This is a genomic window from Halomonas sp. M4R1S46, from assembly GCF_025725685.1.
In the GTDB taxonomy this organism is placed as follows: domain Bacteria; phylum Pseudomonadota; class Gammaproteobacteria; order Pseudomonadales; family Halomonadaceae; genus Halomonas.
The window spans coordinates 2,576,325-2,601,659 of record NZ_CP107008.1 but is presented as its reverse complement, the minus strand read 5'-3'; the positions used below and the strand labels follow the sequence as shown (position 1 = coordinate 2,601,659).

22 protein-coding genes and 1 other RNA gene are annotated in these 25,335 nt (G+C 67.6%); 12 read left to right on the top strand and 11 right to left on the bottom strand.

Annotated elements, in window-relative coordinates:
• The first annotated feature begins 28 nt into the window (after positions 1-28).
• From OCT48_RS12195 to OCT48_RS12180, 4 genes are all read left to right on the top strand, one after another.
• On the top strand, positions 29-985 hold the full coding sequence (locus tag OCT48_RS12195) for a type II secretion system F family protein (protein WP_263589417.1): 957 nt from the start codon (positions 29-31) through the stop codon (positions 983-985).
• A gap of 170 nt (positions 986-1,155) precedes the next feature.
• Positions 1,156-1,968 carry a tetratricopeptide repeat protein gene (locus OCT48_RS12190; RefSeq protein WP_263589416.1) on the top strand — a complete coding sequence of 271 codons (813 nt, stop codon included), beginning with the start codon at positions 1,156-1,158 and terminating at the stop codon, positions 1,966-1,968.
• 24 nt (positions 1,969-1,992) lie between these two features.
• Complete coding sequence (locus OCT48_RS12185) at positions 1,993-2,445, top strand: TadE/TadG family type IV pilus assembly protein (RefSeq protein ID WP_263589415.1); 453 nt, start codon at positions 1,993-1,995, stop codon at positions 2,443-2,445.
• Positions 2,446-2,513: 68 nt separating this feature from the next.
• Positions 2,514-3,698, top strand: a complete 1,185-nt coding sequence (locus OCT48_RS12180) for a Tad domain-containing protein (RefSeq protein WP_263589414.1) — start codon at positions 2,514-2,516, stop codon at positions 3,696-3,698.
• Positions 3,699-3,807: 109 nt separating this feature from the next.
• Here the strand turns inward: OCT48_RS12180 and OCT48_RS12175 are convergent, their stop codons facing one another.
• Entirely contained in the window at positions 3,808-4,677 is an 870-nt protein-coding gene (locus tag OCT48_RS12175; RefSeq protein ID WP_263589413.1) for a helix-turn-helix domain-containing protein, read from the bottom strand.
• A gap of 368 nt (positions 4,678-5,045) precedes the next feature.
• On the opposite strand from OCT48_RS12175, the gene OCT48_RS12170 reads away from it, so the two are divergent.
• Together OCT48_RS12170 and OCT48_RS12165 are read left to right on the top strand one after the other, a co-directional pair.
• A complete protein-coding gene (locus OCT48_RS12170; RefSeq protein WP_263589412.1) occupies positions 5,046-6,227 on the top strand; it encodes an NAD(P)/FAD-dependent oxidoreductase in 1,182 nt (393 codons plus the stop codon).
• 163 nt (positions 6,228-6,390) lie between these two features.
• Entirely contained in the window at positions 6,391-7,362 is a 972-nt protein-coding gene (locus tag OCT48_RS12165; protein ID WP_263589411.1) for a CHAD domain-containing protein, read from the top strand.
• 4 nt (positions 7,363-7,366) lie between these two features.
• Here the strand turns inward: OCT48_RS12165 and OCT48_RS12160 are convergent, their stop codons facing one another.
• From OCT48_RS12160 to OCT48_RS12140, 5 genes are all read right to left on the bottom strand, one after another.
• Positions 7,367-8,101, bottom strand: coding sequence for a ParA family protein (locus OCT48_RS12160; protein ID WP_263589410.1), 735 nt, complete (start codon positions 8,099-8,101; stop codon positions 7,367-7,369).
• 112 nt (positions 8,102-8,213) lie between these two features.
• Complete coding sequence (locus OCT48_RS12155) at positions 8,214-8,510, bottom strand: YqjK-like family protein (protein ID WP_183381938.1); 297 nt, start codon at positions 8,508-8,510, stop codon at positions 8,214-8,216.
• Positions 8,494-8,892 (bottom strand): phage holin family protein, encoded by a 399-nt coding sequence (locus OCT48_RS12150; protein ID WP_263589409.1) that lies wholly within the window; start codon positions 8,890-8,892, stop codon positions 8,494-8,496. The genes OCT48_RS12155 and OCT48_RS12150 overlap by 17 nt, the downstream gene beginning before the upstream one ends.
• Positions 8,892-9,224: a DUF883 family protein gene (locus tag OCT48_RS12145; protein ID WP_263589408.1), complete on the bottom strand. Its 333-nt coding sequence runs from the start codon at positions 9,222-9,224 to the stop codon at positions 8,892-8,894. Before OCT48_RS12145 ends, OCT48_RS12150 begins: the two co-directional genes overlap by 1 nt.
• A gap of 73 nt (positions 9,225-9,297) precedes the next feature.
• A complete protein-coding gene (locus tag OCT48_RS12140; protein ID WP_263589407.1) occupies positions 9,298-10,341 on the bottom strand; it encodes a phospholipase A in 1,044 nt (347 codons plus the stop codon).
• 155 nt (positions 10,342-10,496) lie between these two features.
• On the opposite strand from OCT48_RS12140, the gene mscK reads away from it, so the two are divergent.
• Positions 10,497-13,913 (top strand): mechanosensitive channel MscK, encoded by a 3,417-nt coding sequence (mscK, locus tag OCT48_RS12135; RefSeq protein ID WP_263589406.1) that lies wholly within the window; start codon positions 10,497-10,499, stop codon positions 13,911-13,913.
• Between the two features lie 12 nt (positions 13,914-13,925).
• On the opposite strand, the gene OCT48_RS12130 is transcribed toward mscK, so the two are convergent.
• The 3 genes from OCT48_RS12130 to OCT48_RS12120 form a co-directional block, all read right to left on the bottom strand.
• Entirely contained in the window at positions 13,926-14,681 is a 756-nt protein-coding gene (locus OCT48_RS12130) for a TlyA family RNA methyltransferase (RefSeq protein ID WP_263589405.1), read from the bottom strand.
• Positions 14,682-14,855: 174 nt separating this feature from the next.
• The gene (locus OCT48_RS12125; RefSeq protein WP_263589404.1) at positions 14,856-16,892 is read right to left on the bottom strand and encodes a hypothetical protein; all 2,037 of its coding nucleotides are present in this window, start codon (positions 16,890-16,892) and stop codon (positions 14,856-14,858) included.
• Positions 16,893-16,938: 46 nt separating this feature from the next.
• Positions 16,939-18,162 (bottom strand): ATP-grasp domain-containing protein, encoded by a 1,224-nt coding sequence (locus tag OCT48_RS12120; RefSeq protein ID WP_263589403.1) that lies wholly within the window; start codon positions 18,160-18,162, stop codon positions 16,939-16,941.
• A 241-nt stretch (positions 18,163-18,403) separates the two neighbouring features.
• Here OCT48_RS12120 and ffs point away from each other — a divergent pair.
• The 4 genes from ffs (at position 18,404) to cysK (ending at position 21,666) form a co-directional block, all read left to right on the top strand.
• Positions 18,404-18,500: signal recognition particle sRNA small type (gene ffs / locus OCT48_RS12115), an RNA gene on the top strand.
• Positions 18,501-18,750: 250 nt separating this feature from the next.
• The gene (locus tag OCT48_RS12110) at positions 18,751-19,467 is read left to right on the top strand and encodes a tellurite resistance TerB family protein (RefSeq protein WP_263589402.1); all 717 of its coding nucleotides are present in this window, start codon (positions 18,751-18,753) and stop codon (positions 19,465-19,467) included.
• 152 nt (positions 19,468-19,619) lie between these two features.
• Complete coding sequence (locus tag OCT48_RS12105; protein WP_263589401.1) at positions 19,620-20,663, top strand: histone deacetylase family protein; 1,044 nt, start codon at positions 19,620-19,622, stop codon at positions 20,661-20,663.
• A 31-nt stretch (positions 20,664-20,694) separates the two neighbouring features.
• The gene (gene cysK, locus OCT48_RS12100; RefSeq protein WP_263589400.1) at positions 20,695-21,666 is read left to right on the top strand and encodes a cysteine synthase A; all 972 of its coding nucleotides are present in this window, start codon (positions 20,695-20,697) and stop codon (positions 21,664-21,666) included.
• Positions 21,667-21,705: 39 nt separating this feature from the next.
• Here the strand turns inward: cysK and OCT48_RS12095 are convergent, their stop codons facing one another.
• Entirely contained in the window at positions 21,706-22,737 is a 1,032-nt protein-coding gene (locus tag OCT48_RS12095) for a sodium:calcium antiporter (protein ID WP_263589399.1), read from the bottom strand.
• A 153-nt stretch (positions 22,738-22,890) separates the two neighbouring features.
• Between OCT48_RS12095 and OCT48_RS12090 the strand changes: the two genes are divergently transcribed.
• A complete protein-coding gene (locus OCT48_RS12090) occupies positions 22,891-23,934 on the top strand; it encodes an endonuclease/exonuclease/phosphatase family protein (RefSeq protein ID WP_263589398.1) in 1,044 nt (347 codons plus the stop codon).
• 23 nt (positions 23,935-23,957) lie between these two features.
• On the opposite strand, the gene OCT48_RS12085 is transcribed toward OCT48_RS12090, so the two are convergent.
• Complete coding sequence (locus tag OCT48_RS12085; protein ID WP_263589397.1) at positions 23,958-25,148, bottom strand: hypothetical protein; 1,191 nt, start codon at positions 25,146-25,148, stop codon at positions 23,958-23,960.
• Between the last annotated feature and the right edge of the window lie 187 nt (positions 25,149-25,335).

The window sequence follows — 25,335 nt, the reverse complement described above, 5'->3', positions numbered from 1 at the left end:
CCGGGAAATGGAAACGATAGGTAGTTTGATGCAGGGACTGAATGCGTATCTGCAGGATCCGGAACTCGTCCGGCTGGGGGTGGCTGTCCTGATGGGGCTTGCCATCTTCACCCTGTTGCTTGCGTTGATGCTGGTGGTAAAGGGCTTGTTCGACCCCGTGCGCCAGCGACTGCGGCATCTCGAGGGTAACGCCGCTGGTGCCACGTCCGGGACCGGTACGGCCGGGATGGACCAGTGGCTTGGGCCGTTGGGGGAGCGTCTGGCGCCGGACAAGGCGGAAACCCGCAGTCGTCTCGCCCGGGAATTGAGTTATGCCGGCAAGCGCTCTCCCTCGGCGAGCAGTGTTTTCCATGGCGTTAGGCTGATGCTGGCCGTCCTGCCTGCCACTCTGATGTTGCTGGCGTTCCCGCTGCTGAGGATCCCGCCGGCGATTGGCATCTCCCTGGTGGCAAGCCTTGCCATCGCCGGTTATCTGCTGCCGCGCTTCTGGCTCGAGCGGGCCATCAAGCGGCGTACCACGCTGTTGCGCCGCGGTTTGCCCGATGCCCTGGACCTGCTCGTGGTCTGCAGCGAAGCGGGACTGGGGCTGGTCGCCGCCATCCAGCGGGTCGCCAGGGATCTGGAGGTCAGTCATCCCGAGCTGGCCGATGAGCTTCACCTGTTCGGCATGCAGACCCGCGCCGGCATGGACAACAAGTCGGCACTGCGGGACCTGGAGGAGCGCACCGGAGTGGAGGACATCCGTGGCCTGGTGACCACCCTGCTGCAGAGCATGCGCTTCGGCACCAGCATCGCCCAGACCCTTCGTCTCTACGCGGAGGAATTGCGCGACAAGCGCACCCAGGAAGCCGAGGAGAAGGCGGCCAAGGTCAGTACCAAGATGCTCTTTCCGCTGATCTTCTGCATCTTTCCCAGCTTCTTCATCGTGGCCCTGGGGCCGCCGCTGCTGGGGGCCATGAGAGCGTTGTCGGCGGCCGGTCATTGAGCAGGATACTACTTCGCAAGGGAGTCAGATCCATGAACCATATGAATCATAAGTATCGTTTTCCCGTAGCCGGTCTCCTGCTTCTTTTCACCTTGGGAGGCTGTGCTACCCAGTCGGGGCCACAGGGCGGTGGGGACCCGTATGGGGCCCTGAGTGATGGCAACTCGTCGGTGGCCTACAGTACGGCTTTCCCGGTGGGCTCACCCGAGGAGGCCTATCGCAATGGTGATTCGGCCCTTCGGGCCGGCGACGCCGACCGGGCGCTCTTCGAGTATCTGCGTGGCCTGCAGATGGAGGATCGCCCCCAGGCCGACCCCCTCTATCGGGTGGGCGTCATCCACCATGGTCGAGGTAACACCGACCTGGCCGAGAAGGCCTATCGCTGGGCGCTGGACGTCGACTCACGTCATGCGGGTGCCGGCACGGCCATGGGGGTCCTGATGCTGGAGCAGCGCGATTTCGAACAGGCCGAGCAGTACCTGACGCCCATCGCGGCCCGCGCTGATGCCCCCTGGCAGGCTGACAACGCCCTGGGCGTGATCGCCGACATCCGTGGTCAGCATGAACAGGCGAGACGCCATTATGAGAAGGCCCTGCAGGTCAACCCCAGGATTCCACGAGTGCTCAATAACCTGGGGTATTCCTACTATCTCGTCGGCGACCTGGACGCAGCGAGGCTTCAGCTTCGTCAGGCCGTGAACGTCAACCCTCGCTACGAACTCGCCTGGCGTAACCTGGGGCTGGTCCATGCCAGGCAGGGCGACTACGACACCGCCATCGAGGCCGTGGCACGCCATGGTGATCGTGCAGAGGCCTACAACGACATCGGCTATATCTCGATGCTGGAAGGTCGCTTCGACCAGGCCATGGGCTTCTTCGAGGAGGCCATGCGACTGTCGCCTGCCTACTATGCCACCGCCGGAGAGAACGTCGAGAGCCTGAATCAGTTGATGCGGCGTAACGTGTCCCCAGCGACGAACTAGTCACTGACAAGGGAGGTATTGATCATGACCATGCCAGGATCACTGCGCCGACAGCGGGGCTCGGAAACCGTGGAGTTTGCCATCTCGGCCACCCTGCTGTTCCTGCTCCTGTTCGGCATCATCGAGTTCAGTGTTGCGCTCTTCGACAAGGCGACCCTGACCAACGCCAGTCGGGAAGGGGCGAGAACGGGGATCCTGTATCGGCCGGCCAGCCGGGATCTGGTGGCGGAGGATGCCGCCATCGAGCAGGCCATTCGGGATTATGCCGAGCAGTACCTGATTTCGCTAGGAGGGCCTGCCGAGATGGATATCACGGTTGAGCGCTTCGACAGGGATGCCAGTGGTGCTTTCGATGCCGGCGACGATCTGAGCGTGATCATCGATTACCCCTATCAGTTCCTGGTGCTTCCAAGCTTCATCGGTACCTTGGGCGGGACTTTCGCCCTTTCCACGACCACGGTGATGAGGGCGGAATGATGAGTACAAAGGTCAAGAAACCCGGGTCGCGGTGTCGTGGATCGTGTCGGCGACAAACGGGGGTTTCCATGGTTCTGGTGACCCTGGCGCTTTTCATGCTGCTGGCCTTCACTGCCCTGGCCGTGGATGGCGGCAACCTCTTCGTGGCTCGCAACGAGCTGCATAATGCGGCCGATGCGGGGTCGCTGGCCGGTGCCAGGTGGTTGTATACGGATGACGGCAGCGCCGTTGACCCGAATGCCAACCAGATTGCGACGGATGCGGCAGAGGCCAACGACAGCCAGAAGACCTCGGCGGAAGTCCTCAGTGCCCGGCGAGGGCACTGGAGCTTTGCTGATCGCAGCTTCACGGCCAACCCCTCCCTGGAGCCCGTGGATCTCTTCGGGCAGACGACCGAGGAACTGGATCTCAATCCCAATTTCATAAATGCCGTGGAGGTCGTCACCGCCCGGCAGCAGACCCAGGTGGAGGCCTTCTTTGGCAAGGTGCTGGGCTTCGACGGCTATGAGGTGGCGGCACGCTCGGTGGCCTATATCGGCTTCGCCGGTACCGTTCGGCCACACGACCTGGATCAGCCTATCGCCCTGTGCCAGCAGGCATTGCTGGACCCCGACGGCAACTATTCCTGTGACGTGGGGCGCTTCATACCGGAAGGCGACCAGACCGGTGGCTGGACCAACCTGCAGCACGGCGACAACGGCGCAACCAATGCCAACGAGTTGCGGGACCTGGTCTGTGGCGATGGCAATCCTGATCAACTGAACTATGGCGAGAACATCGAAACCAACAATGGCCAGGTGCAGTCGGCCTTCGCGGCCTTCTACGACTGTTGGGTGGAGGCTACCAACCGTGAGATCACCTGGACCCTGACCCTGCCGGTCGTCGACTGCGAGTCAGGGGTGGCGCCCACTAACGAGCTGGTCGGCGCGGTCACCGTGCATATCGTCTGGGTGATCAATAACAACCAACCTGAGAGCCAGATTGATACCCATGCGCCCGAGCGCATGAGCCTGGCACCGGACTCCGAGGACGTCGAATGGCGGGGCGACTGGGAAAACACCAGCACCAGCGGCCAGGAGCGCTGGGATGACTTCACCGGCCACTTCAGGTTGGAGAACCAGGATGGCGACCCGGCCGACTGGCGCAAGATGAGTATCTTCTTCCTGCCCAGCTGTTCCTATCATGAGCCCAAGGGGCAGACGGGGGGGGAGAATTTCGGCGTCCTGGCACGAATACCCGTGCTGGTCGATTGAGTGGCAAAAAGAGCCCCTTTGGCGCTGGTCACTGCCTTGTGTGACCGGCGCCCTTTTTGCTTCTACTGGCCCTGAGATGCCTGAGCGGTGTGTGTGGAGGTATTCCGCCCTACTTGACAGAGTGTTCCGGCTGCTTGGAGAGAGAGGCCGGTGAAGTGGTGGCCGCGGGCGGCAGCGGAGGCGTCTCGTCTGCAAGGGAACAGCGATAGGCGGAAGGGGATTGGCCCATCTGTCGATGGAAGGTACGGGTGAAGTAGGAGAGGTCACGAAAGCCCACGGCAAAGCAGATATCCGTGATGGTCACGGTGGGGTTCGCCAGCAGCCTTACCGCCTCCTCGATGCGGCGATTCAGCAGGTAATCCTGGAAGGTACAGCCGGTGTTGCGTTTGAATAGCCTGCTGAGCTGGAAGATACTCAGGCCACAGCTATCGGCAACCTCCGCCTGCGAGATTCGGCCGTCAAGGTGCCGCTCGATGTAGTCCATGGCCTTTTCCAGCGTAGCCTCGCGGGCAGAAGGTGCAGCATAGTGGAGTCGGGCATCCCGTGGCATCCGATTGCTGTATTCCAACGGCGTTAGTGCCGTATCGGCGTCAGCGGCCCCCAGCCGCAGGGTATGGAGTGTCTTCACCACGTCCATGAAACGTTGAAGGTCCAGGGGCTCGGCGAAGTAGTCCCACACCCGTGAGCGAAAGGCCCAGATCGCCAGCTCCTCCGAGTGGGCGTGGGTGATCATCAGCAGGGGCACGGATCTGGCGACCTGCTTCGCCCTGCGAAGGTCGGCAAGCCCTTGCTGGTCAGGATAATCGTAATGAAAGCAGGCGGCGAAGGGCGGCCTGGAGGTGAGGACCTCGACGACATCCTGCCCTGGGGGCAGGCATTCGACCGTATAGTCCCGATGTTTCAACTGCTTCAGGTATTCCTGGTCGGCAATGTCACTCCGGGTTCTCGGAATCACCAGTAGATAGTCATTTACCTTCATTCAGGCCCCCCTTGGGCTTCCCCGCCATAACGTCGCAGCTCCTATCAGGCGCGTTTCCTGGAGTGACATGAGTCATCTTATTCTTTATTAGTCTTTTAAAAATTAAAGATGGATAGTTTTGCCTTGATGAGATGTATTTGTCTCTCTGAGGTGTGTTTTTTATTAACCTATTGTTTTTAAGGTTTTTAATGGATATGTGTTTCCAGATAGCGACGCCCCGGTAACGATATGTTACAGAAACAAGCGTAGCCGTCACACAAAGTATTGCAAGACTAATTCTGGTAGGATGCCGCGCTTCTCACCCTCATCGGGGAGGACCTCTAGGCCCATGGCGGATCCGCAGGACAGCCAAACGACATAGGAACCATATGAATTCGCAGCCTGATGTGGTCGTCATCGGCGCGGGCGCGGCGGGACTGATGTGCGCCCTGACCGCCGGCTATGCCGGTCGGCGGGTGCTGGTGATCGATCATGCCAACAAGGCCGGCAAGAAGATCCTGATGTCCGGCGGCGGCCGCTGCAACTTCACCAACCTGGCCACCACCCCGGCCAACTTCTTCTCCGACAACCCGCATTTCTGCATCTCGGCGCTCAAGCGCTATCGCCCCGAGCATTTCGTCGAGCTGGTCGAGCGTCATGGCCTCGAGCATGTGGAGAAGGCGCCCGGGCAGCTGTTCTGTGCCGGGTCGGCGAAGGACCTGCTGGCCATCCTGCTGACCGAATGCGACTGGGCCGGTGTCGAGATCAGCCTCAAGACGTCGGTCTCGGCGCTGGAGCCCCGCGGGGAGGGACTGCGCCTGGCGACCTCGCGCGGGCGCATCGACGCCGGGGCGGTGGTGGTGGCCACCGGCGGCCTGTCGATCCCCACCATGGGGGCCACCGGCTTCGGCTATGACATCGCCCGGCAGTTCGGGCTCTCGGTCACCGACACCCGGGCCGCCCTGGTGCCGTTCACGCTGACCTCCCGGTGGAAGGCGAGAGCCGAGGCACTCTCGGGCCTCAGTCATGAGGTGGCGGTGCGCTGCCGGGGCGGCGCCTATCGCGAGCCCCTGCTGTTCACCCATCGGGGCCTGTCGGGACCGGCCATGCTGCAGATCTCCAGCCACTGGCGGCCCGGTGACAGCCTGGCCATCGACCTGCTGCCGGGGGTGGATGCCTTCGAGGCCCTGGTGGCGGCGCGGCGGGAAGCCCCCAGGCGGCGGGTCTCCACCTGGCTCGGCGAGCGCCTGCCGCGGCGCCTGGCCCAGGCCCTGGTCGAATGGCACGGCGACGACGGCCCCCTGGCCGAGTGCTCCAACGCCGAACTCGAGGCCTGGGCCGGCCGGCTCAATGCCTGGCGCCTGAAGCCCGCCGGCACCGAGGGCTGGCGCACCGCCGAGGTGACCCTGGGCGGGGTCGACACTCACGCGCTGTCGTCGAAGACCTTCGAGGTCAAGGGGCTGCCCCAGCTGCGCTTCATCGGCGAGGTGCTGGACGTCACCGGCGAACTGGGGGGCTACAACTTCCAGTGGGCCTGGGCCTCCGGCGTGGCCTGCGGCCTGGCACTGTAGCGTCATCCCGGTAAGGTGGCCTGGGCCTACCTGACGATATGGGGTCAGGGAGGGCATGATGGATCCGCGACACCCCCATCATGCTCATGGCTGACAGCGGCCGACGCCATGCTCCGGTCCGCCGGCCATGACGGCGGACCGGACCAACGAAGGAGGACGCGAGATGGCCAAGGCACTTCACCGGCAGGCGCTGGGGACGGTCGTGGCGAGGGTCGCCGAGGAACTGCTCGACGAGGCGCGGGCGGCGCTGCCCCGTATTACCGACCCGAAGGACCCCGAGGGGCTCCACGACTTTCGTGTGGCCGTGAGGCGTCTTCGTTCCTGGCTCAAGGCCTACCGGGGGTATCCGGGGATCAAGATCCCCAAGCCGTTGCGACGGCAGCTCCGTGACCTGGCGAAGGCGACCAATGCCGCGCGGGACGGTGAGGTGATGCTGGCCTGGCTCGACAGCGAGCAGGAGGCGCTGCCGGCCGACCAGCGAGGCGCCGTCGACTGGTGGCAGGCCCGGCTCGAGTCTGAGGTCGAGGCCGCCTATGCTTCGGCGAGCAGCACGCTGTCGGCCGACTTCCCGGCCCTCGAGGCCGGCCTGCGTCGCGCCCTCTCGTCACTTCCCGGCGGCAAGGCCAGGGGGCTCGGTTTCGGTGAGGCCAGCGCCCGGGAACTGGCCACCCTGCAGGAGCGGCTGGTCCGCGAAGTCTCGGCGATCGGCTCGGCGGAGGACCGCGAGGCGCTGCATCGACCACGGATCACCGGCAAGCGCATCCGCTACCTGCTGCGGCCATGGAAGGCGGCCTCGCCGGCCTGCCAGGATGCCGAGAGGGCCATGAAGACCTTCCAGGATGCCTACGGCGTGCTCCATGACGACCTGGTCCGCGAGTCGGCCCTGTGCGAGGTCGCCGCCGCCCATGCCGGGGAGGAGAGTGTCGACCGGCTGTGGCGAGCCGCCCGCGGGGAGCCGGTACGGGCCACGGCACCGCGCCACCTGCGCGGCTTCCTGGGACTGGCCCATGGCAATCGCCAGCGGCTGCTGGCTCACTACGCGACCGCCGTCGATCGTGCCGGGACCGCGGACATGACCGCGCTGTCGGCGCGGCTGGACGCGGCCGGGGCGGCGATGCGCGGCGAGGCGAGCTGAGCCGTCAGCACAGTCGCTGGGCGAGCTCTAGCCACAGCGCGGTATAGGCCCGGGCAGCGGGACTGCGGGGGGCGAAGTCACGCACCGGCCGGCGTTCCAGGCCCATGCGCTCGACCATGCTGGCGGAAGGGATCACCTGGGACAGCATCAGCGGCCAGCGTTCGTGCAGGGTCGCCATGATCTCGCGGTGCAGCGCCCGGCGACGATCGGCCAGGGTCATGAAGGGCCACAGGGTGCAGGCGATGTCATGGTCATCGAGGAAGCCCTGCAGCTGTTCCAGGGTTCTCAGCGACAGGACCGTGGGCACCGCCGGTACCAGCAAGGCATCCACGCTGGAGAAGATGTTCTCCGACAGGTGCGACAGACTGGGCGGGCAGTCGAGGATGACCAGGTCGTAGTCGTGGCGAACGGGCTTGAGGATCTGGCGCAGGTGGCTGTTGCCGCGCTTGGCCAGGCGTTCGTCCATCTCCCGCGAGGCCAGGGCGGCCGGCAGCAGGTCCAGGTTGTCCACCTCGGTGTGGCGAATCACCTTGGCGAAGGAGGCCTTGCCCTTGACCAGCTTGTCCACCCCGCCACGGATGCGCGGCTTGACGCGCAGGTAGTAGCTGGTGGCCGCCTGGGGGTCCAGGTCCCAGAGCAGCACGCGCTGCCCGGCCCGCGCAGCCTCGGCCGCCAGGTTGACGGCCGAGGCCGTCTTGCCGACGCCGCCCTTGATGCTGTAGAGGGCCAGCATGCGCATGAAATCGGTTCCCCTGTCATGACCGCGATGATGACAATGCCGTCACGTCATCATAACAGGACTGAAACATCAGCAGGTTACAGAGCCGTGATAGGGGCGGGCAGCGGCGGGCTCAGCGGAATCGGTTGAACAGGCGACGCAACCGATCCACGGCCAGGGCGCCGACGATCGCCTTTCTCCCCAGCCGGGTCACGCTTCCCGGGCGCCGCGCCACCGGCAGCAGCAGCAGGCCGCCCGCCACCAGGATCGGCACCCGGTAGCGCCGTACGGCCTGCCAGCCGGCATCCAGCGGACGGGCCGCCGCCTGCCAGCGATCGGCGGCGACCAGCAGGTCCACCCGCTGTTGCTCGATGGTGGCCTCGAGGGCCGCCCGGCGCTCGCGCCGGCTGGGTTCAGCGGTCCGGGTCACGGTGCTTCTCCACCAGTTCGCGGTCCATGGCCAGGTGCTTGAGGGTGCTCGCCAGCAGGGTACGCTGCCGGGCCATGCGCACCACCCAGGCCGCCAGCAGCATGCCGCCCAGCAATAGCACGGCGGCACTCGCGCCGATGGCGGTGAGACGGTGGCTGTCCCAGAAGACGACGATGATCAGGGTGGTGAGCGTGCCGAGCCCGAGCAGCAGCAGGATCAGGCTGAGGCCGGCCAGCAGGGCGATCGTCACCAGCCGGGCGCGCTCTTCCTCCAGCTCCAGCACGGCGAGACGCAGGCGCGTCTCGCCGGTCGCCAGCAGGCTGGACAGCAGCCGCTTGCCGGCCCCGAGCAGTCGCTGAGCCGGTCCCTGGCTCCCCGCCATCAGCGACGTCCGATCAGCATGCCGACCACCACGCCGACGGCGGCGCCGATGCCGATGCTGGTCCAGGGGTTGTCGTGGACGTAGCGGTCACAGGCGTCGGCCTGCTGGGTCACGGAGTCCCGCGCATCGTGATAGGCGCGTTCACCGCGGGCCTCGAGTCGGGCCCGGGTGTCCTGCAGGCGCTTCTCGGCGCGTGCGCGGAGTTCCTTGATGTTGTTGCGCGAGTCGTCGGCGGTGGCGTTCACCAACTCCTCGATGGTCTGGGACAGGTGGTGCAGGTCTTCCTTCAGCTGCTGCGTGGTCTCGTGGGTGTGCGGGGTACGGTCGGCCATCGGGTCTTCCTCTGACGGTGAATGACAGCTCCAGCATAGCAGTCGTCCTGCCTGCCGTAATATCCCCGGTCGCTCAGGGGGTGAAGGTCCCGGTGGAAAACAGCGGGTTGAGGCTGAAGCCCACGCCGAGTCGCTGCACGCTGTCATCGTAGTCGATCAGGCTGTCGCCATAGCCGTGGTAGTACTGGACGTGGCCGCGGATCTTGCCGAACAGCGGCCAGGAGTAATCCAGTTGGGCGCCCATATGGCCGCTGCCGGGATTGCCCCGCCACAGCAGGCTGGCCTCCTGATCGCCGAACAGGCGTCGCGCCACGGTGACATCCCCGTAGCCCATGTACTTGTGGATGTCGGGGTTGTCGTCCTGGCTCTCGTCCTCGGGGACCCGCCAGTGCGGCGACAGCGACACGGCCCAGTCGTCGTTGATGAAGGTGCTGGTCAAGATGACACGGTTCCAGCTCCGCGACAGGGGATCGGATCGCCCGTTGGACTGGTGGTTGAGGCTGATCCGGTTGTGGATATTGGTCCAGCCCGCCAGCGACCAGTCATTCTCGAAATCCAGGAAGACCTCGGGCTCGAAGTTGGTTTCCCGGAACGGCGAGGAGGCATCCGCGTTGTAGGCCTGCCACCAGCTGCGCTGGGTATAGCCGAAGAACAGGTCGCCGTTGCCGAGGATCAGGCCGTCCATCAGGTTGAACTTGGCGCTGAACTGGAACTTCATCTCCAGCCGGTCGGGTTCCACCTCGTCGTTGATGGCCCGGAAGGCATCATCATTGGGCGAGGCGGTATAGGTGAGCGGCAACAAGTAGTTGCGGCGATGGGTGGTGATGGAGAAGGGGTTGCGGTTGGACTCCGCCTCGAGGAGTCGTCGCTTGGCCACCGATTCCTCCAGCTCCTCTTCCTCGAGTGCCGCGGCTGGCTGGGGGGCGGGATCGGGATCGGCCGCCTTCAGCTGATCGCGCAGGCCCTCGAGTTCGGCTTCCATGGACTGGATGCGTTCCCGAATCGCTTCCCGTTCGGCGGCACTCGGCGCCTCGCCCTCCTGGGCCTGGGCCTGGCTGCCCAGCCCGGCGGCCAGCAGGGCGACAGCGAGGCCGGAGCGGTAACGTGACGGCGTCATGGACAGACCATCCTGGCGAAGGTGAGAATGCCGTTCTACCACGCCAGCGGGGCGAGTCAACTGTTCCCGTCCGGCGACTGTTTGGGTTGCCTGGCCTGTCTCGGAAGACGAGAATTCCAGGCATCGCCCATGGTTACGCCTTCGACGAGGTTCCCTTGATCGCATCGCCGCGCGCCTTTCGTCCGCTCGTCTTTCACATTGTTTGCCTCTTGCTGGTCGGCGTCATCGCGGGGCTGGCCCCGGTCCCGGCGCAGGGCCAGGCCGAGGGGCCGAAGATTCCCGACCAGGCGGCCCTGCAGGAACGCCTGTCCGCGCTGACCCCCGAGGAAGGGCAGAGCGTCGATGAAGCCACGGCCCGCGACATCGATGCCCTGAGGGCGGCCATTGCGGGGCTGGAGGAACTCGAGGCGGTCAAGGGACAGCTCGCCGAGCTGGAGGCCCGCGTCGATCAGGCCCCGGTGGAGCTGCGCGAACTGCAGCGGGCCCTGGCCTCGGCGCCTGAGGAAGCGCCCTCGGCGTCACTGGAGGAACTCGAATCCCTCGAGTTGAGCGAGCTGGAGACTCGCCTCGCCGAGGCCTCCGAGAGCCTGCAGGATGCCCAGGATCGGCTGGCCGAGGTGGAGACACGGCTGCTCGGCACCCAGACACTCCCCGAGCGGGCCCAGCAGGCCATCACCGAGGCGACCCGCAGCATCGAGTCACACCGTGCCGAGCGCGAGAAGCTGACCGCGCGCGGCGTCGCCGCAGAGGACCCGCGACGGGTTCGCCTGCGGATCGAACAGGCGCTGGCCGAGCAGCGCCTGACGCTCCACCAGCGCGAACTGGGCACCAACTCCCGCCTGCGAGAGCTGGCCCAGCAGCGTCGCGAGCTGCTGCAGCGCCGGGTGGCGAGCCAGGAGGCCCATGTCCTGACCCTGCAGCGTCAGCTCGATAGCAAGCGGCGCGAGAAGTCGGAACAGGCGATCGCCCAGGCCGTACGCGATGAGCCGGAGGGCGTGGCGCGCCATCCGGTCATCGTCGAGGCCCAGCAGGCCAACCGGGAGCTGAGCCTCGAGCTGTTGCGAGGCACCAGCCGGGCCAATGACCTGGTCCGGCAGAGCCAGGAGGTGCGCCGCCAGCTCGATCGGGTACGCCAGCTCCAGCGGGGGCTGAGCGAGCATGTCGAGGCCATCCGCGGTAGCACCCTGCTGTCGCGTATCCTCCGCGAGCAGCGCCGGGCCTTGCCCCAGGTGGAGGTGCGCAGCGGGCTCAAGGACGAGATCGCCGACCTGCGTCTCAAGCAGTTCGACCTGGAGCGCCAGCGCGAACGATTGAAGGATGCCGAAGAGTTGGCCCGCCAGCAGCTGGCCGATGCCGAGGCGGAGGCGACACCGGCGCTGGTCGAGCCCCTGGAGCAGTTGCTGCGTGCCCGTCGCGAGCTGCTCGACCAGCTCGAGCCGACCTATGGCGAGATGCTCAGCGCCGCCATCGAGCTGCAGCTCAACCAGCAACAACTGCTGGAAACGAGTCGCTCGCTGCGGTCCACCATCAACGAGCAGCTGTTCTGGGTGGCCAGTGCCCAGCCCCTCGACCTGGCCTGGCTCAAGCGCCTGCCGACCCATCTGATCGTCGAGTGGCAGGAGGGCGAGTGGCGCCAGGCCCTGCCGATGCACTGGGCCATGCCCGATGCCGGGGCCCTGCTGGCCTCGCCGGTGCTGCTGATGGCGGGCCTGCTGCTGGCGCTGCGTCGGCCGATCCGGCGGCGGCTCAAGCGCCTCTACGACGAGGTCGGTCATCTCCGGGCGGACAGCCAGGGGCATACCCCCCTGGCGTTGGCGCTGAACCTGCTGCTGGCCCTGCCGGGGCCGTTGTGTCTGGTCACCCTCGGCCTGGTGCTGACATTTGGTGGCCAGGCCATCGCCGTGGGGGTCGGCTGGGCATTGCTCCAGCTGTCACTGACCTGGGCGGTGATCGCCTGGGCACGCCGGCTGCTGGTGCCCGAGGGTGTCGCTACCCGCCATTTCTACTGGCCCGCCGGTTATGTCGCTCGGTTGCGCTGGTGGTTGCTGTGGCTGGCCGTGGCCCTGGTGCCGGTGCTGATGATCGGCACTCTGGCCCGGGGTGCCGAGATCGACCTCACCCAGCGGCCGCTGGCGATGGCGCTGCTGCTGGTGGGGCTGATCGGCATGAGCGTGTCCCTGGCCAAGCTGATCCTGGCCCATACACCCTTCTTCGGCGTCAAGCTGTTCCGCCTGGTGCTGGGGCTGCTCATGGCCCTGGTGCCGTTGGTGCTGGGGGGGCTGGTCGTCTACGGCTATGCCTATACGGCCCTGAGCCTGGTCGGGCGCTTCGTGATCACCCTCTACTTGCTGGGGGTGTGGATCCTGCTGGAGGCCGCGGTGGTGCGCGGCCTGGCCGTGGCGGCGCGGCGACTGGCCTATCGTCGCGCGGTGGCGCGGCGTCGGGCCCTGGCCCAGGAGAACGGGGACCATGGGACCGACGTCGTGGAGGAGCCCCCGCTCGACATGCAACAGGTCAACCAGCAGTCGCTGCGGCTCTCCAAGCTGATCCTGATGATCGGCTTCATCCTGGTGATCTATCTCGTCTGGTCCGACCTGCTGGCGGTGTTCGGCCATCTCGACCAGGTCCTGGTGCTCGGGGGCGAGGGGCAGGAGGGCAGCGACCTGGTGGGGGGCGCGGTGTCGGTCGCCGACGTCGTCGTGGCCCTGCTGGTGGTGGCCCTGACGCTGATCATGGCGCGCAACCTGCCGGGCCTGCTCGAGGTGATGGTGCTCTCGCGCCTGGAGCTCAAGCAGGGCAGCGCCTACGCCATCAGCTCGCTACTCTCCTACACCATCGTCGGCACCGGGGTGATCATGGCACTCGGCACCCTCGGGGTGTCCTGGAGCAAGCTGCAGTGGCTGGTGGCCGCGCTGGGCGTGGGTCTGGGCTTCGGGCTGCAGGAGATCTTCGCCAACTTCATCTCGGGGCTGATCATCCTCTTCGAGCGGCCGGTGCGCATCGGTGACACCATCACGCTGGGCAACCTGACCGGCACGGTCAACCGCATCCGCATCCGCGCCACCACGGTCACCGACTTCGACCGCAAGGAGATCATCATCCCCAACAAGACCTTCGTCACCGACCAGCTGATCAACTGGTCGCTGTCGGACAGCATCACCCGGGTGATCCTCTCCTACGGCGTGGCGCACGGCACTGATCAGCGGCTGATGCATCAGCTGCTCTACCAGGCCGCCAAGGAGAACGAGCGGGTGATGGACGACCCGCCTCCCGAGGTCTATTTCATGGCCTACGACAGCAGCGCCCTGGCGTTCGAGCTGCGCATCTACGTCAATAGCCTGGGCGATCGACTGCTGGCCACCGATGAACTCAACGCGCGGCTTGGCGAGTTGTTTGCCGAATACGGCGTGGTAGTTGCCCACGACCTCCTCGACGTGCGCGTCGAGCGGCTGCGACAGTCACCGCCGCGTCGGCCCCGTGGAGAGGTGCTCGAGGACCCGCCGCATCCGCCGCCCGGCGCCCCGGGGGATCCGGGCGACTTTGGCGGCGGTGGAGGCGACGGCGGGCGCTGAGCCCGGCCGGCCTCAGCGGCGTCGGGCGTGGAGCAGGAACTCGCGGTTGCCGTCGCCGCCGAGGATGGGGCTCTCCCGCCAGTGGCGGACCGTGAAGCCACAGGCCTCGCAGGCCTCGCGCATGCGCGCCTCCACCTCGCCGTAGCGGCGGGCATCGGTGACCAGGCCCCGCGAATTGACCCCGGCGGGACCGACCTCGAACTGCGGCTTGACCAGCGACAGCAGCGCGCCTCCGGCGGGCAGCAGGGCGCCCAGCTCGGGCAGGATCAGGGTCTGGGAGATGAAGGAAACGTCCATCACCGCGATATCCGCCGGGTGGCGGGCGAGGGCCGCGGCGAGCCGGGCATCGTGGCGCATGGCGCGGGCATTGAGGCCCTCCAGGCAGGTGACCCGGGCATCCTCCCGCAGGCCGGCATCGAGCTGGTCGTGGCCCACTTCCACGCCGATCACATGGGCCGCACCATGGCGCAGGGCACAGTCGGTGAAGCCGCCGGTGGACTGGCCCACATCCAGCACCGTCCGGCCCGTCAGGGTCAGCGCCAGCGACTCGAGCAGGGCCTCCAGCTTGAGGCCGGCCCGGGAGACGTAGCGCTCCTCCGGGTCCTCCTCGACCACCAGGGCCACCGCCTCGGGCAGCTTCTCCCCGGGGCGGGTCAGCACCCGGCCGTCGTCGCGGCGGCGCACCCGCCCATGGCGGATCAGGCGCTGGGCGCGGGTACGGGAACGGGCCAGTCCCTGGTGGAGCAGCAGTTGGTCGAGGCGGGGCATGCGGGCGATCCGGCGGCAGCGAAGCGAAGGCGGCATTATGCCATATCGCCCGGCCGCGACGGGAAGGGGCGCTCGCCCGGTGCGGTATGGGGCTGCCGGGGCGGCACTCGTCATTCCCCGCGGGCCGGCCCGGCCCGCGGCGGAGCCCCCGTTGTTGGCGAGGCTGCGGGTGGGTCAGGGGCCCTCGTCGGCCTGCAGCCCGGCGGGCGGCAGGCGATCGGCGCCCCAGCTGCGCTGGAGGTAGCCGACCACCTCGTCGAGCTCCTCCTCGCTGACCTGGGCCAGCTCGCCGCGCTCCAGCGGATCATAGTGGAAGATGTAGAGTCGCGAGGCGAACTGCTCGAAGGGCAGCGAGGCCTCGCCGAAGCGCTCGCCGTTGCCGGCGGTGCTGACGCGGACGCCATCGCCCCAATTCTGACCGCTGTCGTTGTTGGGGTTGTAGAAGTAGACCCGCATCACGTCCGAGGGGTCCAGGTTGGCCCGCAGCAGGGTGATGGCATGCCAGCCGATGAAGCGGGCGGCGCTGTCGGTGACGGCGATGCCCGCGGGCTGGGGGTGGATCAGCGGCTGGTTGCCGTTGTAGTAGGGGTGGTAGCTGGCATAGAAGTGGCGCAGGAAGGCATCCAGGTCATGCAGCTGGCCGCTGGCCACGTCCACGTTGATGCGAAAGCCGCGGCCCGACCACCAGCCGTGGAACTCGGGGTTCACCCAGCGGTGCGGGTCGCCCTCGCGGCCGGCGCAGCGTCGGCCCATCTCGGCATAGATCCGGTCCAGGTGCGGAACCACGATCAGCGAGACCGGGTCCAGGTCCATGGGCAGTTCGCTGGACACGCCGGACAGGCTGGCCATGGAGGACAGCGGCATGCCCTCGAAGTGCATGATGATCTCGTCGTCGCGGGCCGCCCAGGCGACCATCTGCAGGAGATAGTCCGGGTCGTTGTAGGCCCACATCGACAGGGCGCGGGCCGACTGGCAGGTGGGGTTGTTGCCCTGGCCGACCCCCAGCGGCAGGCCGAGCATGCACAGCACCCCTTCGAGCAGGCGGGCGCGGGGCGAGATGGTCTCGCCGAAGGCCAGGTCGAGGCGCAGCTGCGACCATTCCGAGAGCGGCAGCCCCAACTGGCGCCACATGGCCGGTGCCACCGGCGGCTGGTAGAGGATGCCGCGTTCGAGCATCAGCGACAGGCCGTAGGCGGCCTGGGGCGTGGCGGGGTGGACCCCGCCACGGATCAGGGCATGCACCAGGTCGCGGTAGCACAGCAGGCAGTCGCGCCCGGTGGAGGAGAGGCCCAGGGCCTCGGCGATCAGGTGGTCGCTGTGCTCGGTGAGATGGCGCAGTAGCACCGGCTGGTAGGCCGAGACCAGGCCGGTATCGTGCATGGCCCGGGCGAAGCCGGTGGCCTCCGCCTGCAGGGCGGTGGCATCCATGCTCGACAGGCGCTCGCGATACACCTCGAGGCCGGGGTCCTCCCGGCAGGCCTGGGTCGGCCCGAACAGCGAGCTGACCAAACGGTCGGCGCCCTGGCCGCTGGCGCCCAGGTCGATGTCCGGGTTGGCCTGGCAGATGGCGATCTGGGTGATCATCTGCTTGACCGGCTCCACCTGGATCGGGCGTTGCTGCAGGATCCGCCAGATCTCCTCGATCAGCTTGTCGATGATGTGTTCATAGCCGATGCGTCTCGCCAGGTGCTGGAACAGCTGGCGGGGCAACTGGGCGAGGCGGCCCTGGGTCTCGCGCTCGGCCTCGGTCGGGGCGCCGAACAGCAGCCACAGGTTCAGCGCCATCACCTGGGTCAGGTAGTGGTGGGCCTGCTCGGACGAGACCAGGGGATGCAGCACATCCCCCTTGGCCACGGCCAGCAGGCGCAGTTCGCTCAGCGCCTCCACCACCACGGTGTTGGCGTCGGGGCTCTTGAGCGCCTGGGTGGTCAGAGAGGGCACCAGGAACTGGGGCGTGGCCCAGTCGGAGCCCTGGAAGACGCCAGCCGCCTCGAGCCGCTCGGCGCGGGCCTCCATCGCGGCACAGCCCCCGTCGAGCAGCATCACCCGGCGGGCCGTGTCCAGCACCCGGGGCAGCTTGCCCGGCTTGGCGAAGTCTCGTGCCGCGGCCAGCAGCTCGATGGCCTCGTCGAGTTTCACCAGCAGGCCGGTGAGCTTGTCCGTGGCGGCGGAAGCGATGCTTCCGCGTTGATCGTCAGGTTGCGTCGTCACGCCGACTCCTCGTCGTCAGGCTGTCATGCATCTCATGACGCCCCCTTCAGACATAGAAATCAAGCTCTTCCTGATGCTTGAGGAGATCGCGCAGGCGATGCGGGTCGTCGCCCTTGAAGTACACCAGGCCCCAGTGGGTGCCGAAGGCGGTACGCTTGGTGACGGTTTCTTCCATGGGCGTGGTCAGCTCGTGGGACTCGAAGTAGGGGTCTTCCTCGACCTCCTCGGGAATCTCCAGGCGGCTGACCACCCGGCGGCGCGGATAGACCCCGAAGCAGCCGGCATAGCCGTCGGCATCGACCACTTCCTTCGGAAAGAAGGCCTTGACCTCGTCCGTGGTGGTCTTGGGATCGAAGACCAGCATGCTGGCCTGGTAGGCATTGAAGCCATAGACCCGCTCCAGCAGCTCGAAGACCTTGAACCCCGGCGGGCGATAGGCGACCTCGCCGAAGTACATCTCGCCGTCGCTGGTGACGAAGTACTCGGGATGGATCAGGCCGAACTCGATGTCGAAGGTCTTGATCAGCTTCTCGATCTGGGCCGTGATCTGGGCGCGGTACTTCTCCAGTTCCGGCGAGGCGGGCACGAACACCGAATAGCCCAGGGTCACGTACTCGGAGATGTTGAGGAAGGCGATCTTGCCGTCGTGGATCCAGGCCTCCACGGCGAACTCCCAGCCGTCCAGGTGCGATTCCATCAGCACCGGGAACTCCTCCTCGGGGATGGTATCGACCTCGTCGGGGGTGCGGATCACCCGGTGGCCCAGGCAGCCGGCCTTGTCGAAGGCCTTGAGGTGGATGGGGTCGTTGGGGTCGCCATCCAGCTTGAGCAGTGTCTGGTTGACACGCTTGAGGAAACGGATGACGTCTTCCTTGTCGTGGGCCTCCTCGAAGATCCCCACGCGAATCCCGCCCAGCTGGGCGCGACGCTTCATCAGGGCCTTGTCGCGCAGCAGCAGCGACTGGCCATAGAGGCGCGGACTGTCGAGCAGCACCGAATTGATGGCGCCGGCCCACTCCACGGTCTCCTCGAACAGCGGAATCGACACGTTGACGCCCATCTCCTTGAGGGTCTCGGCGATCTCCATGGAGCGATCGTTGAGGCGCTCGAAGTTCCACGACACAAAGGGGATGTCGTGCTGCTTGCAATAGTCCTCCGCCCAGTCCGGCGCCACCACGACATAGCGTCGATCGAAGTTCTCGGCGGCTTCGATGGCATTCAGGCTCCAGCCAAGCAGGGCGATATAGCCCTTGTTGGGATCCTTTTTCATGGTGCGCCTCCTGTTCGGGAATAATGAGGAATGCTCCCCACCATCGTCCCGGGTGGGAAGCATGAACCATCTCTCACTTTACATCACAGGGGCGCTCCTCACATCCTCGTGGTCAACGCGGTGCGGGCGCCCCGCAATCGAGCCTTGCTCATGACGCGTCCCCTTGGTATAGTGCCCGGCGTTCGACAAGTGCTTGATCCAACGTCGACTTCGGCGCATTCAGCGCCCGCTGTGGTGGCCCCGTCGGTCCTCTCGCAACGCTAAGCCGCAAACCCCGCCAGGCCCGGAAGGGAGCAACGGTAGTGGTGGACGCGTGTGCCGGGATGTGGCTGTCGGGGCCGCCTCCATTTCGGCCTCCCGAACTCCCGCCCTGGCCCGTCTTCTTGAGCGTTCTGACGGCGACTCGTCGTCCGGGTCCCCGGACCGCCGCGTTCGCCGAGCCCGTGCCCGGTCGGCCCCCTCGTGACCGCTTGCCGCCCCATGCCCTCGACGCACCTGCTCGTCTTCTTGATGCCGGCCGGTCGGTCGATGAAACGAACGCCACCGGATGATATCGAAGGGAATGCTCTCATCGACAAGGAGATCCTGATGAACGCCAAGCGAATCTTCGACCAGCTGATGCAGCAGGCCGGTGGCCACCGCCGCCAGGGCGGTGTCGACGTGCAGGGCCTGGTGGATGGCCTGTCGTCCCGGCTCAAGGGCGGGGGTGGCTCGGGCGGGAGCGCCGGTCAGGGCGGCGGTGCCGATATGAAGAGCCTGCTCGGCGGCGGCGCCATGGGCCTGCTGGTCGGCTCCAAGCGCGGCCGCAAGCTCGGCGGCAAGGCGCTGAAGTACGGAGCCATCGCCGGGGCCGGCATGCTGGCCTGGAAGGCCTGGCAGAATGCCCGCGGCGGCGCGTCGGCGGACGAGGCCCACGAGGGGCAGCCCATGGAGCGCCTGCAGGGGGAGTCCCGGGAGCAGCGCAGCCTGGCGCTGCTGCAGGCGATGATCATGGCTGCCCGGGCCGATGGCCATATCGACGAGCATGAGCGGGCCCGGATCACCGAGCAGATCGACGCCCTGGGTGCCGATGACGACCTGCATGCCTGGGTCGAGCGGCAGCTCACCGCACCGCTGGATGCCCTGGCCCTGGCGCGTCAGGCCGACTCGCCCCAGGCGGCCCGGGAGATGTACCTGGTCAGCGTGGCGGTGATCGATGACCAGAACCCCATGGAGCGCGCCTGGCTCGATCAACTGGCCTCGGGCCTGGAGCTGGACGAGACCATGAAGCGGGAGCTGGAGCGCCAGGCCCTGCCGGCGGCCTAGCCTGTCGCTGCCCCGGGAGGTCCTGTGTCCGGCGGTCCGGGGTGTCACACCCCGCGCGGCGGTGGCATGCTAGCGCTCGGGGAGCCTCATGACGCCGGCCGTTCGGCCCGGGCGGGCTCGCCGCTTTCGCTCCAGACAGGGACAGGCGCGACATGTTGACCTTCTACAGTGACCAGACTCTTCGGCGCCGGGCGCGCACCGAGCTGGATGGCGGGCGCCTGGTGGTGCCCTACGAAAGTCCCGAGCGGGTCGAGCTGGTGCTCAAGCGGGTCCGCGAGGTCGGGCTCGGCGAGGTGCGCGACCCCGAGAGCTTCGGCCTGGCGCCGGTGCTGGCCGTGCATGATCGCGGCTACGTGGACTTCATCGCCGGCTGCTGGGACGAGTGGCAGGCGGCGGGGCGTACCGGCGAGGCCATCGCCTGGATCTGGCCGACGCGGACGCTGCGCGACGACGTCATCCCCGAGCATATCGATGGGCGCCTGGGCCACTATGCCCAGTCCGCCGACACCTCGATCTGTGCGGGCACCTTCGAGGCCGCCATGGCCAGCAAGGACATCGCGCTGTCCGCCATCACGCACACCCTGGCCACCGGCGAGCCGAGCTTCGGGCTGTGCCGGCCGCCGGGCCACCATGCCGCCAGCGACCAGTTCGGGGGCTACTGCTTCTTCAACAATGCCGCCATCGCCGCCCAGCATGCCCTCGACCAGGGCGTGGCGCGAGTGGCCGTGCTGGACGTCGACTTCCACCACGGCAACGGCACCCAGGAGATCTTCTACGCCCGGGACGACGTGCTCTTCGCCTCGCTGCACGGCGATCCGCGCAGCTGCTTCCCCTACTTCCTCGGCCATGCCGACGAGACCGGGCGCGGGCGAGGGCAGGGCTACAACTTCAATTATCCCCTGCCGCCGGGCACCGCCTTCGCGGCCTGGTCCCGGGCCCTGGGCGACGCCCTGGGGCGGATTCGCACCGCCGGCTGCGAGGTGCTGGTGGTCTCGCTGGGGGTGGACGCCTTCGAGCACGATCCCATCAGCGCCTTCAAGCTGACCAGCGACGATTTCACCGAACTCGGCCGACGCCTCGCCACCCTGGGCTTGCCCACGACCTTCCTGCTCGAGGGCGGCTACGCGGTGGAAGAGATCGGCATCAATGCCGTCAATGTGCTGAGCGGCTTCGAGGCCGCTTCCCGCGAGGCCTGACGGCCCTTCATCCCAGGAAAAGGAGTGATTCATGGCGCGAATCTTCGACGACAACTCGCAGTCGATCGGCGATACCCCGCTGGTGCGGCTCAATCGGGTCAACGAGGGCGCGACGATCTGGGCCAAGATCGAGGGGCGCAACCCCGCCCACTCGGTGAAGTGCCGCATCGGTGCGGCGATGATCTGGGACGCCGAGGAGCGTGGCGCCCTCAAGCCCGGCATGACCATCATCGAGCCCACCAGCGGCAACACCGGCATCGCCCTGGCCTTCGTGGCCGCGGCCCGGGGCTATCCGCTGGTGCTGACCATGCCGTCCTCCATGAGCCTGGAGCGGCGCAAGGTGCTCAAGGCGCTGGGCGCCGAGCTGGTGCTCACCGAGCCGGCCAAGGGCATGCCCGGGGCGATCGCCAAGGCCGAGGAGCTGGCCGAGGCGGAGCCCGGCAAGTACTTCCTGCCCCAGCAATTCGAGAACCCGGCCAACCCGCGGATCCACGAGACCACCACCGGCCCCGAGATCTGGGACGATACCGATGGCGAGATCGATATCCTGGTGGCCGGGGTGGGCACCGGTGGCACCCTGACCGGCGTGTCTCGCTACATCAAGCAGACCCGGGGCAAGGCCATCACCAGCGTGGCCGTGGAACCCGTCGATTCGCCGGTCATCACCCAGGCCCGCGAGGGGCAGGAGCTCAAGCCCGCCCCCCACAAGATCCAGGGCATCGGCGCCGGCTTCGTGCCCGTCAACCTGGACATGACGCTGGTGGATCAGATCGAGACCGTCACCAACGACGAGGCCATGGCCATGGCCCACCGGCTGATGCAGGAGGAGGGCATCCTCTGCGGCATCTCCTGCGGCGCGGCCGTGGTCGCCGCCCTGCGGGTCGCCCGTCAGCCCGACCACCAGGGGCAGAACATCGTCGTGGTGCTGCCGGACAGCGCCGAGCGCTACCTCAGCTCGGCGCTCTTCGCGGGCCGCTTCGGCGAACAGGAAACCGTCCAGTAGGCCGTTCCCGGCGCCCTTCAGGCCACCGTGCCTGTCGCCCTAGCGGGGCGGCAGGCTCGGCACCCAGTCCACGGCCCCGAAGGTCTCTGCGCCGATCCAGGCCAGGAAGCCCACATAGAGCACCAGCAGTGCCACGCACTCCGGCCGCGATAGCACCATGCCGGTGCGCATCATCAGGAACAGTGCCACGGTGGCGCCGGTGAGGGCGGCCATCATGGGCGCGGCGATGGAGAAGTTGACCACGGCCGTGCCGGCGATCAGTACTCCGGCGGGAATGCACACCAGCAGGTCGAAGGTATTGCTACCCAGCACGTTGGCGATGCTGGTCACGCCGCGGCCCTGGCGGGCGGCACGGATGGAGACGAAGGCGTCGGGGATCGAGGTGCCGGCGGCGACCACCGTGATACCCCACAGGAAGCTCGGGGTGTCGAAGATCTCGCCGAAGTGGATGGCCGCCTGGACCAGTCCCTCCACGCCGACCACGATCACCCCGAGCGAAAGCGCGAGCCGGGCCCATTCGCGTCCGGGACGGATGTCCCGGGTGTCCACGTCCGCCTCGTATTCCAGGGTGTCCTGGTACTGCACGAACAGGTAGAGCCCGTAGAGCGCCACCGGCATCAGGGCCAGCCAGCGGGTCATCTCGCCACGGATGGCGCCCGCGTCGTCGGGCACGGGATGGTAGATGGCAGCGAAGGAGAAGGTCAGCGTCAGCACCGCCACCGCGATCATGTAGAACTGGGCCTCCTTGTAGACCAGGTCGCGGTTGGCGGTCAGTGCCTGGCGGCTGGCCAGGCCGGCGATGGCCGGGATCACCAGGATGTTGAACAGCGCCGAGCCGACGATGGCCGCCACGCCCAGCTCGAACTCCCCGTGCAGCAGGGTCGAGATCACGGTGGTGGAGAGTTCCGGGAAGCTCGACCCCACCGCGACCACGATGGCGCCCTGCACGATATCGGGGAGCCGGTAATAGGCCGAGAGGCGCTCGCTGCTGCTCTCGAGCAGTCCGCTGCCCTTCCAGACGATGGCCGTGGCGATCACGGCGACGAGGGTCCAGGTCAATATGGCGATCATGCGGTCCGTCCCTTTTCCGCTGTTGGCATGGCCCGTGGGGCGCCGTCAGCCTAACAGACCGACGTGGCCTCGCCGGATCTGCATGGATCCTTCCTGATATTGCACCGCCCGATGCTGCGTTGCAGGATGGCGCCCTTTGTCGGGGGAAAGGGCATGCAGCGTCTCGCCATGGTGGCGGTTCTCGCCGTACTGTCGGTGTCGGCCAGGGCCGATGCGGTGATCGGCAGCTGGAACATCGAGCATCTGGGCTGGAACAACGGCAAGCGCGTCGACCTGATCGCCCGGGTGGCCGACCACTTCGACCTGCTGGCGGTGCAGGAACTGATGGACCCGGCGGCGCTGGGGCGGCTGGAGCATGCCCTCGAGGCCGCCTCGGGCGAGCCCTGGTCGGCCATGGCCAGCCACGCGCTGGGGCGTGGCCGCTATCGGGAGCATTACGGCTTCCTGTGGCGGGAGGCCGAGGTGGAGTACCTCGACGGGGCGGTGGTGTTCCTCGACCCTGGCGACGTGTTCGCCCGGGAGCCCTATTCGGCGCGGTTCCGCGACCGTCAGAGTGGCGAGGCCTTCGTGGCCGCCTCGGTGCATGTGGTCTACGGCGAGAGTGTCGACGATCGCCTGCCGGAGATCGCCGCCCTGGCCGACTACTGGCAGTGGCTCGCCGAGGCCCATCCCGACACCCCCCGCCTGCTGATGGGCGACTTCAACCTGCCGGCGGACCACGCGGCCTGGGCGCCGCTGCGCGCGCTGGGCGCGGTGCCGGCCCTCGCCGACCAGGCGACCACCCTGTCCGACGCCGACGGGCGCTACGCCAGCCGCTACGACAATATCTGGTATCGCCCGGACCGCCTGAGTCCCGCCGACCTCGGCATGGTCCGCTTTCCCGCCCTGGTGGGCCTCGACCATGCGCGGGCCCGGGATCGCGTCTCGGACCACGCGCCGGTCTACCTGGTCCTGCACGGTGGCCGGCTGGCGAGCCCGGCCAGGGGCGACGCCGCCGTGATGGCGGCCCGCTGCGTCGACCTCAACGCCAGCGCCCCGGCCGAGCTGGAGGGCCTGCCCCATGTCGGCCCGGCACGGGCCGCGGCCATCGTCGCCGGCCGCCCCTGGCACGACGCCGCCGAGCTAACGCGCATCCGCGGCATCGCCGGCGCACGGCTCGCCGAGATTCGCGGCAGCGGCCGGCTGTGTGACTCCTGAGGGCATCTGGCGCCGCAACGCGCTCAACCCTCGCCCGGGCTGGGCTCGGCACGTCGGCCGAGCCAGTGCCGGTGGTCGAGCCGCCAGATGAGCCGGAAGCCCTTGAGCAGCAGGGCGAGCATGGCCAGGGGCAGCAGCAGGGTCCGGAACAGGAACAGCGCCATCAGGGTCAGCATGGCGGTGATCGACCCCTCCACCCGGCCGGAGAGGGCCTCGAGGCTCGCCGCATCGCGCAGCGAGGCGAGCCGCGCCGTCAGGCCGGACAGCCAGCCCTGGTCCGGCTCGCCCCTCAGGGCCTGGTGCGTCTCGGCGATGTCCGCCTCGAGGCCGGCCAGTCGCCCGGCGAGGCGGCGCTGCGCCTCGCGGATCTCGTCCCGCCGCTCGCGCTGCGCCTCAAGACGCTCCTTCAGGCGCGCCTGAGCGGCATCCTCGCGGAAGACGTTGAGTCGCTCGACGAGCCCCATCTGGCCCTCGCGGTGGGCCAGCTCGGCGCTGGCCCGGCCCACGGCGGCCCTGGCCTCTTCCAGGCGCTGGCGGCCCTCGGCCCGTTCGGCCGCCAGCCGCTGCCTGTCCGCCTCGAGCCCTGCCAGGCGCTCCTCGAGCGCGTCCCGGGAGCGTTCGTCCAGGGCGGCGCGGCCCTCCAGTCCGGCGATGTCACTGGCCAGATCGTCGACGGTGGCCATGTTGGCCTCGGTCCGGGCGTCGATGACCGCCTGGTCGACAAGGCCGTTGAGCAGCATGGCGACGACGAACAGGAAGCGGGCGAGCGAGGCCAGCAGGAAGGCCTTGAGGAAGACGGGCGCATGGCGTCCCCCTCGCAGGAAGAGGCTGAGGACCAGCAGCAGGCCGCTCAGGGTCAGCAGCAGCTTGAACGCCTCGGTGGAGACGATCTCGACCAGCACCTTCTGGGTGATCAGGGAGCCAATCGAGAGCTGCATGACATCCGCGTAGTCCTCGACCATGTCGTTCAGCGGGTCGAGCATCTCCAGCGGCTGGGTGCTGGCCACCCCGACGCCTACCTCGGTGGATTGCAGCACCGAGATGCCACCGTTGAGGGCCCGGGCGGTGGCGAAGGCGGCCAGGGCCTGGACCATGGCGGCATCGACGTAGGCCTCCGTGCGGCGGTCGGCGGTATCCAGCCAGGACAGCAGCACCATGGCGGCGGCCATGAGGCAGAGGACGGCCGTACGGGCCCGGGGCGAGGGTCTGTCCATGGTGGTTTCCTGCCTGTCGTGCCTGAAGGGGCGGGCGCCGGCGTGCGGGACGCGGGGCCGCGGCGATGGCGATCACTGTGGCGCGCCGGCGGGGGCGGCGCAAGCCGGGGCAGCGGCCATCGGTGGCGGGGATGGTCATGACCTTTGCGCCCCGGCCGCCACCCGGTAGAATGAAGGGACTTTCCCC

What these genes read in the sequence shown, in the direction of transcription:
- OCT48_RS12195 (WP_263589417.1), top strand. Translation starts at nt 29, where the DNA reads ATGCAGGGACTGAATGCGTATCTGCAGGATCCGGAACTCGTCCGGCTG.
- OCT48_RS12185 (WP_263589415.1), top strand. Translation starts at nt 1,993, where the DNA reads ATGACCATGCCAGGATCACTGCGCCGACAGCGGGGCTCGGAAACCGTG.
- OCT48_RS12180 (WP_263589414.1), top strand. Translation starts at nt 2,514, where the DNA reads ATGGTTCTGGTGACCCTGGCGCTTTTCATGCTGCTGGCCTTCACTGCC.
- OCT48_RS12175 (WP_263589413.1), bottom strand. Translation starts at nt 4,677, where the DNA reads ATGAAGGTAAATGACTATCTACTGGTGATTCCGAGAACCCGGAGTGAC.
- OCT48_RS12170 (WP_263589412.1), top strand. Translation starts at nt 5,046, where the DNA reads ATGAATTCGCAGCCTGATGTGGTCGTCATCGGCGCGGGCGCGGCGGGA.
- OCT48_RS12165 (WP_263589411.1), top strand. Translation starts at nt 6,391, where the DNA reads ATGGCCAAGGCACTTCACCGGCAGGCGCTGGGGACGGTCGTGGCGAGG.
- OCT48_RS12160 (WP_263589410.1), bottom strand. Translation starts at nt 8,101, where the DNA reads ATGCGCATGCTGGCCCTCTACAGCATCAAGGGCGGCGTCGGCAAGACG.
- OCT48_RS12150 (WP_263589409.1), bottom strand. Translation starts at nt 8,892, where the DNA reads ATGGCGGGGAGCCAGGGACCGGCTCAGCGACTGCTCGGGGCCGGCAAG.
- OCT48_RS12145 (WP_263589408.1), bottom strand. Translation starts at nt 9,224, where the DNA reads ATGGCCGACCGTACCCCGCACACCCACGAGACCACGCAGCAGCTGAAG.
- OCT48_RS12140 (WP_263589407.1), bottom strand. Translation starts at nt 10,341, where the DNA reads ATGACGCCGTCACGTTACCGCTCCGGCCTCGCTGTCGCCCTGCTGGCC.
- OCT48_RS12130 (WP_263589405.1), bottom strand. Translation starts at nt 14,681, where the DNA reads ATGCCCCGCCTCGACCAACTGCTGCTCCACCAGGGACTGGCCCGTTCC.
- OCT48_RS12120 (WP_263589403.1), bottom strand. Translation starts at nt 18,162, where the DNA reads ATGAAAAAGGATCCCAACAAGGGCTATATCGCCCTGCTTGGCTGGAGC.
- OCT48_RS12110 (WP_263589402.1), top strand. Translation starts at nt 18,751, where the DNA reads ATGAACGCCAAGCGAATCTTCGACCAGCTGATGCAGCAGGCCGGTGGC.
- OCT48_RS12105 (WP_263589401.1), top strand. Translation starts at nt 19,620, where the DNA reads ATGTTGACCTTCTACAGTGACCAGACTCTTCGGCGCCGGGCGCGCACC.
- cysK (WP_263589400.1), top strand. Translation starts at nt 20,695, where the DNA reads ATGGCGCGAATCTTCGACGACAACTCGCAGTCGATCGGCGATACCCCG.
- OCT48_RS12095 (WP_263589399.1), bottom strand. Translation starts at nt 22,737, where the DNA reads ATGATCGCCATATTGACCTGGACCCTCGTCGCCGTGATCGCCACGGCC.
- OCT48_RS12090 (WP_263589398.1), top strand. Translation starts at nt 22,891, where the DNA reads ATGCAGCGTCTCGCCATGGTGGCGGTTCTCGCCGTACTGTCGGTGTCG.
- OCT48_RS12085 (WP_263589397.1), bottom strand. Translation starts at nt 25,148, where the DNA reads ATGGACAGACCCTCGCCCCGGGCCCGTACGGCCGTCCTCTGCCTCATG.